This window comes from Sphingobacterium tabacisoli, from assembly GCF_017908035.1.
Lineage (GTDB): Bacteria > Bacteroidota > Bacteroidia > Sphingobacteriales > Sphingobacteriaceae > Sphingobacterium > Sphingobacterium tabacisoli.
In genome coordinates this window covers 2,134,271-2,147,359 of sequence record NZ_JAEQMU010000001.1, presented here as the reverse complement: position 1 = coordinate 2,147,359, position 13,089 = coordinate 2,134,271, and the positions used below count along the sequence as shown (strand labels likewise).

At 40.3% G+C, this 13,089-nt stretch carries 11 protein-coding genes and 1 riboswitch; of the genes, 8 read left to right on the top strand and 3 right to left on the bottom strand.

Annotation, left to right across the window (positions count from 1 at the left end; all coding sequences use genetic code 11):
* Positions 1-27 precede the first annotated feature (27 nt).
* The 7 genes from JKG64_RS09125 (at position 28) to JKG64_RS09095 (ending at position 9,070) form a co-directional block, all read left to right on the top strand.
* Entirely contained in the window at positions 28-903 is an 876-nt protein-coding gene (locus JKG64_RS09125) for a Rossmann-fold NAD(P)-binding domain-containing protein (protein WP_210353976.1), read from the top strand.
* A 55-nt stretch (positions 904-958) separates the two neighbouring features.
* A complete protein-coding gene (locus JKG64_RS09120; RefSeq protein WP_210353975.1) occupies positions 959-2,797 on the top strand; it encodes a UbiD family decarboxylase in 1,839 nt (612 codons plus the stop codon).
* Positions 2,798-3,127: 330 nt separating this feature from the next.
* Positions 3,128-3,805: an ATP-binding cassette domain-containing protein gene (locus tag JKG64_RS09115; RefSeq protein ID WP_210353974.1), complete on the top strand. Its 678-nt coding sequence runs from the start codon at positions 3,128-3,130 to the stop codon at positions 3,803-3,805.
* 65 nt (positions 3,806-3,870) lie between these two features.
* Positions 3,871-5,205 (top strand): dihydroorotase, encoded by a 1,335-nt coding sequence (locus JKG64_RS09110; protein WP_210353973.1) that lies wholly within the window; start codon positions 3,871-3,873, stop codon positions 5,203-5,205.
* Between the two features lie 126 nt (positions 5,206-5,331).
* A complete protein-coding gene (locus JKG64_RS09105) occupies positions 5,332-6,378 on the top strand; it encodes a S66 peptidase family protein (protein ID WP_210353972.1) in 1,047 nt (348 codons plus the stop codon).
* Positions 6,375-7,877, top strand: coding sequence for a M14 family zinc carboxypeptidase (locus JKG64_RS09100; RefSeq protein ID WP_210353971.1), 1,503 nt, complete (start codon positions 6,375-6,377; stop codon positions 7,875-7,877). The genes JKG64_RS09105 and JKG64_RS09100 overlap by 4 nt, the downstream gene beginning before the upstream one ends.
* A 14-nt stretch (positions 7,878-7,891) precedes the next feature.
* Positions 7,892-9,070, top strand: coding sequence for a BaiN/RdsA family NAD(P)/FAD-dependent oxidoreductase (locus JKG64_RS09095; protein ID WP_210353970.1), 1,179 nt, complete (start codon positions 7,892-7,894; stop codon positions 9,068-9,070).
* Between the two features lie 63 nt (positions 9,071-9,133).
* Here JKG64_RS09095 and JKG64_RS09090 read toward each other — a convergent pair whose 3' ends face one another.
* Together JKG64_RS09090 and JKG64_RS09085 are read right to left on the bottom strand one after the other, a co-directional pair.
* Entirely contained in the window at positions 9,134-10,342 is a 1,209-nt protein-coding gene (locus JKG64_RS09090; protein WP_210353969.1) for an MFS transporter, read from the bottom strand.
* 155 nt (positions 10,343-10,497) lie between these two features.
* Complete coding sequence (locus tag JKG64_RS09085; protein ID WP_210353968.1) at positions 10,498-11,169, bottom strand: DUF937 domain-containing protein; 672 nt, start codon at positions 11,167-11,169, stop codon at positions 10,498-10,500.
* A 67-nt stretch (positions 11,170-11,236) separates the two neighbouring features.
* Between JKG64_RS09085 and JKG64_RS09080 the strand changes: the two genes are divergently transcribed.
* A complete protein-coding gene (locus JKG64_RS09080) occupies positions 11,237-12,352 on the top strand; it encodes a DUF2891 domain-containing protein (RefSeq protein WP_210353967.1) in 1,116 nt (371 codons plus the stop codon).
* A gap of 18 nt (positions 12,353-12,370) precedes the next feature.
* On the opposite strand, the gene JKG64_RS09075 is transcribed toward JKG64_RS09080, so the two are convergent.
* On the bottom strand, positions 12,371-12,652 hold the full coding sequence (locus JKG64_RS09075; RefSeq protein ID WP_210353966.1) for a 5-oxoprolinase: 282 nt from the start codon (positions 12,650-12,652) through the stop codon (positions 12,371-12,373).
* A 68-nt stretch (positions 12,653-12,720) separates the two neighbouring features.
* A riboswitch (SAM-I-IV-variant riboswitch) is annotated at positions 12,721-12,814 on the bottom strand.
* Between the last annotated feature and the right edge of the window lie 275 nt (positions 12,815-13,089).

The window sequence follows — 13,089 nt, the reverse complement described above, 5'->3', positions numbered from 1 at the left end:
AGTAGGTTATCTAATATATAGAATACGATGAAGAATTTATTGCTGTGTGGATTGAACTCTTATCTTGGGCGCGCTGGGTTGACCTATCTGCCGGGCGAAGGATATCGTATTCATGGAATAGCTCGGGATCTAAATCTTTTGAAAGGAAGGATGGGGACTTCAATTGATGCGACTTTGCACTCCGTTGATTTGATAAAAAAGGAGCGATCTTTTTATGGTTTTAATGTCGAGGGAATTGAATTGTCAATATATTTTGCGCAGATACCCAATCAAAGGGACGAACTTGGTGTTCAATATGAATTGTTATCTCTCCGAAATTTTATTTTTCTTTCACAGCGTAATGGGTGTAATCGTATTGTTTATGTCAGTAGAACTTCTGATAGAACCTATCTAGAGGCTGTTGAGTCTCTTTTTGTGGAGTTGGGCGTGATGTATACTGTTTTTTTAAAGGATTTGGCTATTGGTTTAGGAAGCTCTTTTGATTTGTTCATGGAAGAAGCGCTGAAGAATAGATACGTGTATCTATATTCCGGTCTAGCAAATAAGAAATTTCGACCGATTATATTGTCTGATGTTTTTTCGTTTATAAAAAAGGTCAACTGGAAAGATAGTTTTGTCAATCAACGCGTGGAGTTTGGAGGCGAACGAATGATGGCGATCAGCGATTTGATACAATGGTATATCAATAACCGAGGAGAAACAGCTAAAATTAAGATTTTTTCGATTCCTAGTAAGAGCGTCTCGATATGGCTGAATAAATTGCTGTACGGGATAGACAGTGAGTTGTATGATGATTATCTGATGGGAATTATGGGAGGGGGAGTTTCGGATAATTCGATATGGCAACAACAAGTCGATTTTAAACCACTGCCCATCAAGGAAAGCCTGGCTTTTACACTGTAACGTGTTTTTTTAGCAGAAATATTCTGCTATTTTTGTTGTTCACTTAAGCAAAGATATGGGATACTCTAGTTTAGCGGCTTGTGTTGCCGATTTGGAACAGCATGGACATTTAGTACGGATAAAGGAAGAAGTTGATCCCTATTTGGAGATGGCCGCTATTCATATGCGTGTTTTCGATGCAGAGGGGCCTGCATTGCTATTTGAGAATGTAAAGAGATCTGAGTTCCCGGCTGTGTCCAATTTGTTTGGCACATTGGATCGATCCAAGTTTATGTTTCGGGACACCTTAATACACATCAAGAAGCTTGTCGATGTGAAGATGGACCCTTCAGCAGTATTGAAAAATCCCTTTCAGTATATTGGTTCTTCTGCTGTGGCTTTAGGTGCCTTACCTTGGAAAAAAAGGTCGAACGCTCCCATTCTCTATGGTAAAACCCAAATCAGTAAGCTTCCCCAAATTGTGAATTGGCCCATGGACGGAGGGGCTTTTGTGACGATGCCTCAAGTATATACTGAGGATGTATCGCTGCCTGGCATTATGAAGGCCAATCTAGGAATGTACCGCATTCAACTTTCAGGAAATGATTATATTCAGGATCAGGAAATCGGGCTTCATTACCAGTTGCATCGCGGTATCGGTGTACATCAGCAAAAGGCCAATGCATTAGGTAAGCCTTTAAAAGTGAGTATATTTGTTGGAGGTCCTCCTTCGCATCCCTTGTCTGCAGTCATGCCATTGCCAGAAGGGCTGTCGGAGATGATTTTTGCCGGAGCTTTAGGTAATCGTAGGTTTAGATATTTCTATGATGATGAAGGGTTTTGTATTTCTGCCGATGCCGATTTCGTGATTACAGGTACCGTCTACCCTAACGAAAACAAGCCCGAAGGTCCTTTTGGCGATCATATCGGTTACTACAGTTTGACCCATCCCTTCCCATTGATGCGTGTACATAATGTGTACCACAAAAAAGATCCTATTTGGTCATTTACTGTAGTAGGACGACCACCACAAGAAGATACTAGTTTTGGTGCATTGATCCACGAAATTACAGGTAGTGCTATCCCTAAAGAAATAGCTGGATTAAAGGCGGTTCATGCGGTCGATCCAGCAGGGGTACACCCCTTGTTATTCGCTATCGGTAGGGAGAGTTATACCCCTTATCAAAAGGTCGATCGTCCCCAAGAGATCTTGACTATCGCCAACCAGATCCTAGGTAAAAACCAATTGAGTCTCGCTAAGTACCTATTTATAACAGCGGATGAAGATAATCCAGATCTGGATATTCACGACATATCCGGTTATCTGGGGCATGTGCTTGAACGAATAGATTTAACACGTGATTTGCATTTTCATACCAATACAACAATAGATACCTTAGACTATTCCGGTGATGGTCTGAATGCGGGATCTAAGGTCGTGTTTGCGGCGGCTGGTTCCCAAAAACGTACACTGGCTACAGCTTTGCCAGTTCATTTAAATCTACCGAGACCCTTCAATAATGCCAAGCTAGCTTTGCCAGGGATACTTATTTTAGATGGTGCTGCATTTACTTCTTACGAAGAAGAACAGGCTGTTTTATCAGCTTGGTGTGATGCCGCTAAAGAGGTTAATTTTGAAGGTATTCCGATGTTGGTTATCGTGGATGATGCAGGATTTACTGCGGAAAGCATCAATAATTTTGTGTGGGTTACATTTACCAAGTCTAATCCTGCTTTCGATATTTATGGCGTACGTTCTTTTACGAAGTTCAAACATTGGGGTTGCGAAGGGCCTGTAATAATTGATGCCCGTCGTAAGCCACACCATGCCCCCGATCTGATTAAAGATGAGACGGTAGAACGTCATATCGATCGATTGGGAGCAAAAGGAGGATCTTTGCATGGGATTATTTAGATTGTGTTAAAAAGATTTAAAAAATAGGACAAGCTGGATGTATTCCCTTATATTGGAGTTGTAAATCCAAATTATGAAGGTGTACTGGTTTTTCTATAAACAAATTCTGCCGGTTAATTTAGCATTAACTACAGCGCTTGGTATAGCGTCAATAGATCTATTCTACTGGGTCTTTGTTTCGTTTGGCTTTTTCCTCAGCGTATGGTTGTATTCTTTTTTTTATAAAAAATCAAAGTATATCTATTGTAATCTTGGGTATTCCAAAGGCCGTTTGGTTTTAGGTTCATTTTTGATTAACACTGTCTTAGGAACAGTTTTTTTACCCCTGCTATGGATATGAAAGAGTTGTATGCGGATTCTATAGAATTTAGTTATAGAAATCAATATAGCTTATTGTCAGGTGTCTTTATTAATTGTAAACCAGGGGAGGTTGTCGCCTTGTTGGGACGTAATGGTTGTGGTAAATCTACACTCCTGAAAATTTTATTTGGGATTCTGAAACCTAAGAATGGGTTAATCCGGCTCGATGGAAAGCGGATTCAGAGCCCTTATCTTTCAAAGGAGGTTTGTTATCTACCTCAGGACCGTTTCCTACCCAGCAGTAAAACTGTTCAGCAAATGATTTTTTTTATGTTGAAGGATGGTGATAAAATAGAAAAGATAATGTCAGACCCAATCCTACAAAAAGTTCTTTTTCAGAAAATAGCCGATTTGTCAGTGGGGGAGCAGCGTTATTTGGAATTATTGCTTTTACTGGCACAAAAGGCTACATATTATCTATTGGACGAGCCGTTTTCGGGAGTGTCTCCGTTTCTTAAAGAACAGATTCAGGAATTGATTCTTCAACACAGAAATAGCAAAGGTTTTGTGATATCCGATCATCATTATAATACGGTATTGGATATAAGTACGCGGATTCTATTGCTTCAAAACGGAGGGTGTAGGTCTATCGAGAATAAAAAAGACCTGGAATATTTTTATGTTCCTGAAGGAACTTTTGATGATTAAAATAGGTGTAGACCGTTTTCTTTAGTAAGTTTGTGTATCATTTTAATCTTACTCACAATCACGATATGTCATCTCTTTTAATAAAAAATGCACAGGTAGTCAACGAAGGAAAAATTGAAGCCCGGGATCTATTTATAAAAAACGGTCGAATCGAAAAGATAGCAAGGCAAATTGATCTGCCGGCAGATCGCGAGATTAACGCCGAAGGGTTGCACCTTTTACCTGGTTTGATTGACGATCAGGTTCATTTCCGCGAACCTGGATTAACCTACAAAGCGAATATTTTTACAGAGAGTCGGGCTGCAGTAGCTGGAGGTACTACATCCTTTATGGAAATGCCCAATACGGTGCCTAATGTTTTAACACAACGTTTGTTGCAGGATAAATATGATATCGGACAAGACAGTTCGTTGGCCAACTATTCTTTTTTTATGGGAGCAGGCAACGATAATCTGAGTGAGGTCTTGAAAACAAATCCTCGCGATGTGTGTGGTATTAAAATATTTATGGGCTCTTCTACTGGTAATATGTTAGTGGATAATGAAGAAGCCCTGGATCAGATATTTAAGAATGCGCCTACACTGATTGCTACACACTGTGAAGATGAGAGTACTGTTAAAGCTAATCTAGCACATTACAAAGAGCTATATGGCGAAGACGTTACGATAGACATGCATCCGTTGATCCGTTCGGAAGAAGCTTGTTACCTGTCCTCCTCCAAAGCCGTTGAACTTGCAAAAAAGAATAATACAAGACTTCATATTTTACACATTTCCACAGGTAAGGAAACAGCTTTATTTACAAATAGCATTCCTTTGGAACAAAAGCGAATCACTGCCGAAGCCTGTATTCATCATCTTTGGTTTTCAGATGCGGATTACAAGACAAAGGGTAACTATATCAAATGGAATCCCGCAGTGAAAACCGCTACGGATAGAGATCAGATTTTAGCTGCAGTTTTGGATGGACATATTGATGTAATCGCTACGGATCATGCGCCACATACGATCGAAGAGAAAGAGCAACCTTATCTTCAGGCACCTTCTGGAGGACCTTTGGTACAGCATGCTTTGCAAGCACTGTTGGACCTTGTGAAACAAGGGAAGATGACACTTGAACAAGTGGTTCAAAAGACAGCACACAATACGGCTATCTGTTTTGAAATTGAGCAGCGTGGGTATATTCGTGAAGGTTATTGGGCAGATTTAGTGTTAGTCGATCTGAATAAAGGATACACAGTCACTAAAGATAATATTCTTTCCAAATGTGGCTGGTCACCTTATGAAGGACATACTTTTTCTTCTAGCATCGTACATACTATTGTTTCCGGAAATTTAGCATACAGTGAAGGCAAGATTATTGAAGTAGGATCAGGACATCGGTTGCTGTTTAATAGGTAAGGGAAGTTATAAGGTTATGTAGTTAACAAGTTATCTAGTTATCCTGTTCAATTGATAGCAGGATAACTAGATAAAAAGGGGGGGCGATAACATGATAACAAGTTCACTCGATAACAGGATAATAGAATGAACAAAAGAGATTTTTTAAAAAGTCTGGGGCTCGGAGCAGGTGCACTTACCTTGTCAAAGTTCGCCAAGGCAGATTCTTACTTTACTAGTGCCAATGCCCTGTTGAAAGGGAATGTACTGAAAGTAGGTGATACCATAGGACTAATTGCTCCTGCAGGGGCAGTAGAAGACGAAGAATCTATCCGTATGGCCAAAGAGGTGTTTGCCTACTTTGGCTTTGCTGTAAAGGAAGGTAAAAATATTCGTGCACGCTATGGTAATCTAGCGGGCACGGATGAGCAGCGTTTGGAAGATCTGCATGCCATGTTTGCAGATAAGTCCGTGCAGGCTATTGTCTGTATTCGAGGAGGTAATGGCGCGTCACGGCTTCTTCATCATATCGATTATAACCTGATTGCAAATAATCCGAAGGTATTGCTCGGCTATAGCGATGTGACGGCATTGCTTCTCGCATTTTACACCAAGGTGGGATTGGTTTCTTTTCATGGTGTGGTAGGAATCAGTACTTGGAGTAACTATGTGGCTCAATTATTTAAAGATCAGTTTTTTGAGAATAAGTTAGCCAGTTTTGAGAACCCCAAAAAATCCGACACACAGATTATACAGTATAAAGACCGGATACAAACAATCACTCCCGGTGTTGTTGAAGGTTCCATTCTGGGAGGAAATTTGACGCTATTAGCGGGATTATGTGGTACGCCTTACTTACCTGATTTCAAGGATAAGATATTGTTTGTAGAGGAGATTGATGAAAAATCGGATCGTTTAGATCGGATGTTTTGTCAATTGATGAATGCGGGTATTCTGTCGCAGATAAAAGGATTTATATTTGGCAAGTGTACCAATTGTGGCCCTTCTGGCGGATACGGGGCACTTACTGTCGAGCAGATGCTCACAGATTATATTAAACCTTTGGGAATTCCAGCGTATTCTGGCGCGATGATTGGACATATATCAGATCAATTCCTAATGCCTGTGGGAGTCCGTGTCCGTATGGACGCCAGTATAGGGAAGATCGAATATTTAGAAAAATCACTACTATGAAGCTACTCGCTATTCTGTTAATTCTTGGTGCAATTACAACATGTGAAAGGGGGGAGACGCCCGTTTCGGATTATTCTTCAGCTATGAATCTGGATACAATTACCTATAATACAGTATATAATACATACAAAGAGCCTTCACTTCAACACCGGCGCTTTAAGCATTCGGATATCGAAGCATTAATACAAGATCGGAAGAATAAGGAGGTTTTGAAGGTCGATCCTATTGGTAAATCATTTGAAGGAAGAACAATTTATGAGCTGACTTATGGTGATGGGGACAAAGTGGTGATGCTTTGGTCTCAGATGCATGGGGATGAACCTACGGCGACGATGGCTCTATTCGATTTGTTTAACTTTTTGGAAGGCAAAGACGATGGACAGGAGGCGGTGCGTAAATTATTGAAAAGTAAGCTGAAGTTGCACTTTATACCGATGTTAAACCCCGATGGCGCCGAACGGTTTACCCGACGTACTGCCCAGAGTATTGATATGAACAGAGATGCCCGCGCAGGGCAAACGGTAGAAGGAGCTTTACTAAAAGAAAGAGCTAAGGTCGTGAAACCACGATATGGGTTTAATCTGCATGACCAAAATATTTATTATAATGTTCCGGAGACAAGCAATCCAGTGCAGATCTCTTTGTTGGCTCCTGCGTATAATTACGAAAGGGAAATCAATACGGTGCGCGGTGATGCGATGAAAATAATTGTCGGAATGAACAGTTTGCTTCAACGATATATACCTGATGCGGTTGCTAAATATGATGATGCACATACTCCAAGAGGCTTTGGAGACAATTTTCAGTCCTGGGGTGCAAGTACTGTCCTGATCGAGTCTGGAGGGCGTAAAGGTGATGCTGAAAAGCAAGAAATACGAAAGTTGAATTTTATCATTATTCTCAATGCCTTAATCCAGATTGCTGAAGGCTCTTATGGACAATATGAAGTCCAAGATTACGAAAAGATACCTTTTAATGCTTCACAACTACATGATGTTGTCATTCGTAATCTGTCTATAAAGACAGACTCTACAGCATTTCAGACAGATATAGCTATCCGTAGAGGAGAGACCTCCGTCGATCGGGATTATTTCGTACGTGGCAGAGTTGAAGATATCGGTGATTTGCAGGAGTCTTTTGGTTATGATGAAGTAGATGCAAAGGGATTACAATTTATTCCTGCTAGGGTATCTAACGTGGTATTGGATAGCGCTTCTGTTCTAAGTCCGAAAGATGCTTTTGATTTGTTGAAAAAAGGAATCATGGCTGTTCCAGTGAAGACGATTGGAGGTTCAAGAGCCAGTAGTCTGCATAGCCTACCGATTCATTTTTTTACACAGAAACAGTTTTTTCCTACGACAAGCATGGATTTAGGTGGTACAGCCAATTTTTATATTGGCGATGCGACAGGAAAGCTACACTATGCCGTATTTAATGGTTACCTGATAGACCTATCCAAGGATATTAAGGACAAACTATTTAAAAGTAGAGTACACTAATCACAGAAGTCTCGATGAGTCGTAATCCCATTGTTATTATCGGGGCTGGGCCCGCAGGACTGATGGCGGCCCAACAGTTAGCTATTCAGGGCTATAAAGTACATGTCTATGAACAGAACAAAGCAGCGGCACGGAAGTTTTTGGTGGCAGGAGATGGCGGTTTTAACCTTACACATAGCGAACCTATAGATGCCTTTGTCGAGAAATATAATGTGGCTTTTGTTCGAGAGATCGTTAGGTCTTTCGATAATCAAGCAACTGTGACATGGCTTTCTAAAATAGGTATTCCTACCTACGTGGGAAGCTCGGGTAAAATATTTCCTGAAAGACACATCAAGCCTATTCAGGTATTACAGGCTTGGCTCGCCTATCTTAAAGAATTGGAAGTATCCATTTTCTACCAATTTCAATTGGTAGATTTTGATGTTAATAATGTATATCTACGTCATAAAGGAGAAATTGTAGCCTGTAGATATGAGAAGCTTATTTTGGGATTAGGAGGTGCTTCCTGGAAAAAGACGGGGTCTGATGCCTCTTGGGCGTCGATATTGGAACAAAAGGGAATTAATGTAACACCTCTCGAATCGGCTAATTCGGGATATAACACGCAAGAAGATTGGAGTGATATCGAAGGGCAGGCACTGAAGAATATACAAATTCGTTATAAAAACTATACTAAGCTCGGTGAAATTGTGTTTACAAGTTATGGAATAGAAGGGAGTCCTCTTTATTACATGAATAGGTTTACCCGAAAGGATACTTTTCCCTTCGATTTGGAGATTGATCTAAAGCCCAATATGTCGGTAGATAGTATCGTGGACAGGCTTAGTAGAGTTGGAAGTGTGGTGTCGCTATTGAAAACCCAATTAAAACTGTCGAAAACAGCTATTGTCCTTTTGAAAAGATTGAACAAAGAGGTGTTTATAGAGTCCAGGTCACTCGCTATGGCGATCAAGAGATACCCGGTTCATGTTACAGGCTTAAGGCCTATTGAAGAAGTAATTTCTACCGCAGGCGGGGTTTCTTTTGAAGAACTTGACGAGAATCTCGCTTTGTATAAATTTCCGAAAGTTCACTGTGTAGGGGAGATGATTGATTGGGAAGCGCCAACGGGAGGCTATTTGTTGCAAGGCTGTTTTAGTACTGGAGCATGGGTTGCCAAATCAATATCCTGCTCTCATGATGCTTCATAGAACATAAATGCAAGATACTAAAAAGCAGGTTGGGATAGCTATTTCCCCTCTTTAATTCTTAGTCTAATCGCCTTTGATTAACTCTTCTAAGTTCTCGAATTTTTTACCTCGAACAGTTTGCTTTTTCTCTACTTTTAGATAGAATAGCAGGGCCAGTATAGCACCAGTCGAAGCCATAACCACACCGATTAAAGAAGGGTAGTTGTAAGTTAGGCCGTAAGCTATGGGGATAGCACCAAAATAGGCTCCTAGTGAGTTACCAATGTTAAATGAAGCCTGCCCACCTGCGGCAGCGAAGGTTTCTGCGCCTTTTGCGTTATTGATTAGCATCATCTGTAGTGGAGAGCCAATACTGAATGCTATCATTCCGGTAATGAAAGCCATCGGGTAAGCTAATACTGTAATATGCGCGATAAAGAAGAGAATCAGTAGACAGCAGGCCATTGCAGAAAAGCTTGCTATAGCGGCTTTGCTAGGCGAGATGCGGTCTGCTAATCTGCCCCCGACAATATTTCCGACAAACATACCTGCACCGATGAGCACCATAATGATAGATACCTGATCCGGAGATAGCCCAGATACGGTAGTAACTAGTTTTGAAATATAGCTGATCCATGCAAAGAGACCTCCTGTCCCAATAGCGATAACAGCTACCATTAGCCATGCATCCCAACGTTTGAAATAGCTTATTTGTTGAATGACGTTATTGTTCTTATTGGCTGGGATAATAGGCATCCAAAAGTAAATGGCTAGAAACGTAATTAGCCCCAAAAGAGATATAACAGCATAGGTTATCCGCCATGAATAATGGTGTCCAATATAGGTGCCTAATGGTACACCTGCAAGATTGGCAATTGTCATGCCTGTAAACATCATAGAGATGGCCTGTGCTTCCTTACCAGGCTTAGCGAGCTTAGCAGCCACAACGGAACCTATCCCAAAAAATGCTCCATGGGGTAGACCTGATATAAAACGTGATATGAAGAGACTCCAATGATTAGGAGCTATGGTAAAAAGTGCATTGAAGACAAAGAAAAGTAACATTAAGAAGAGAAGTACTTTTTTTGCAGGGTACTTGGAGGTGGCGGCTACTAATGTGGGAGCACCGACAACTACCCCCAGGGCGTATAATCCTATCAAATTGCTGGCTGTAGGAATATCGATGTTAATATCTGAAGCGATGTCAGGTAATATACCCATCATCGTAAATTCAGTCATTCCGATGGCGAGACCACCAAAAGCTAAAGCAACTAACCCTTTATTTATAGACATTTAAAACCTGTTTAGGAAAAGAACTCATCTACATGATGAATACTTTGATACCTCCGGAGAGGTTATTTCAAGGCTACAAAATTAAGGTTTTATATCTCATTGGAAAGTAAAAAAGGTTAAGGAATTATAACCTTATAACTCCTTAACCTTTTTACTTACTTTGTAAACATTCCGACGAGGGAATCCAATACTGATCCTTTCTGGTCATTGGCTTTATCCTTATTGAAGAATTCGCCTGCTAGATCACCTAATCCACCGAAGCTTGCAGATTCTTGTTGTGTGTTGTCTTCATTTCCAGCGCCTCCACCAAGTACTGATCCTAAGATACTGCCTAAGATGCCACCACCTGAGGAACTGCTTGATTGACCACCGATCAGCCCTCCCAATAGATCACCGAGGCCTCCTCCAGAGGATTGTTCTTGTTTTTGCTTGCCGAGATAGCCCATGACAATAGGGGCAAGTATAGCTAATGCTCCACCGATTTTGTCAGCGGAGATTCCAGTCTTGGCAGCGAGGTTGTCCTTTACCATTTCAGTATTATTGCCAAACATGTAGTTTACGATTTTATTGTCGTCTTCCGTAGGACCTTGCCCTAGTAATCCGCCTATTTGATCAAGTATACCACCATTGTGCTGGTCTAGTGCTTTGTTTATCCCTGCTTCTTGTTCTGTTCCTTTTTTTGAATTGTAGTTCAGTGCCGCAATCATCAATGGAACTGCCGCTGCTACGAGCCATTTTGCCTTGCTTTCTTCTATGTTTAATAGGTTGGCAATCGCTGATATGGCTTTTGAACCCACTCCTCCTGTAACTAAGTCTGTTATGTTCATGATTTGATAGTTTAGTGTAATTGTGATAATTTTAAAGAATTCTATTAAAGCTAAATAAAAATACGAAATGCAAATCAAACTATGGATCCCCTTGGCACTTGTCTGCAGTATTTCTTTTTCTAATTGTAGTAATAATTCGGCAACAAAAGAATCTGAGATCAGTCAAGACACAGCTATGCGTATTGATCTTACTAAAGAGCAGGCTAGTCAGATTTTTTCTTTACCAATTCATTGTCTTGAAGTGGAATACCCCAATAAACTTGGTCAGGTATTAGGATCGAGTGATGATTTAAAATCACCAAAGCAACTGCGACCTATATTTTATGGTTGCTTTGACTGGCATTCCTCGGTACACGGTTACTGGTCTATCGTGGAGCTTTTGCAGCAATATCCTGATCTAGATAAGGATGGTAAAGTCCGTTCTATATTGAATCAACATATCACTCCCGAAAATGTAGCAATAGAGCTGGCTTTTTTTAAGGACAAGAACAATACAAGTTTTGAACGTACCTATGGGTGGGCCTGGTTGTTTAAACTTCAGGAAAGTCTAAATAATTGGGATGATGTTGATGCACAAAAATGGAAGACAAATTTACAGCCATTGGTGGATCTTTTGGTGACACGTTATAAAGAATACCTTCCTAAATTAGTGTATCCTATTCGTGCTGGCCAACATGATAATTCTGCTTTTGGATTATCTCTGTCCTTAGATTACGCGCAGGCAGTGGGAGATAAGGCTTTCGAAGCCGTATTGAAAGAGCATGGTAAGCGTCTTTTTGTTGGGGATGTCAATTGCGATCTTGCTTATGAGCCGAGTGGTTATGACTTTTTATCTCCATGCTTAGAGGAAGCTTATTTGATGAGCAAGATTCTAGAAGAGAAATCGTATAGCGATTGGCTTAAAAAATTTATGCCTACTCTATTTGATAAGGGATTCAGTATGTCCCCAGCTGTGGTCAAAGATCGTACAGATGGCAAATTAGTTCACCTTGATGGATTAAACTATAGCCGTGGGGCTTGTCTCTATGGTATAGCCAAAGTCGTACCCGAGCTATCTCATTTGAAGAAAATAGCAAACGAACATATCGCATTCTCACTTCCTAATCTGTCTGCACAAGATGACTATATGGGGTCACATTGGCTTGGAACTTTTGCACTTTATGCACTAGATCACGCTCATTAATAGTTTAATGCCTTTGTGTTATTCCTGCTTGTGCTCACAAGTAATAGGGACTAATGTGTTTTCGACGAGTTTTACCGGTACCGATTGGATACTGGTAAAGCCATCGTTTTTTGTGATGATGTGAGACAAGTCAATACCTTTTTTTGAAAAAGTAGCGATGATGGCTGTCCTAAAAGTGGATCTAGAAGAACCCCAGCCTTCCCCTTTTATGGTTTCATTGTTAAGATGAATAAGCTCTTCGGTGGAGTAGTGTGCAAACTTCTCTAGTAAGTGTTGATAGAATGATAATGATGTTGCCATACAATTTAAAAATTTAGCTGTTAAACCATAAATTGTATCCAGAAATCGGTAAGAAAAATAAGCGCTTTTAAGGACGTTTATTTTGGTTGTAAACCCGTATTATTTTACCACCGCGGTGACTACACTCGGTTGGTATTGCTTTTGCAATTCTGAATACGCTACAAAGTTAGTGGACTTTTTGATAAAAGCAAAAAGAACCTTTCATTTTCTGCTTTTGTTGTTACCTGTATATTTCTTCATAGGATATTAGTAGGTACTTTAGGTATACTTATTTCAATTTTAATAGAGATTTTCTAGAGTCATAATAGAGGTTTTATAGAGGGTTCATAGAGGTAAATCTCTATAAATCCTCTATTTCCCCTCAGTTAATTCTCTAATTAGGCAAAATAAGATATATTGTTGTCTTAAATCTATACCTAAGTAGATCGGAATGCGTA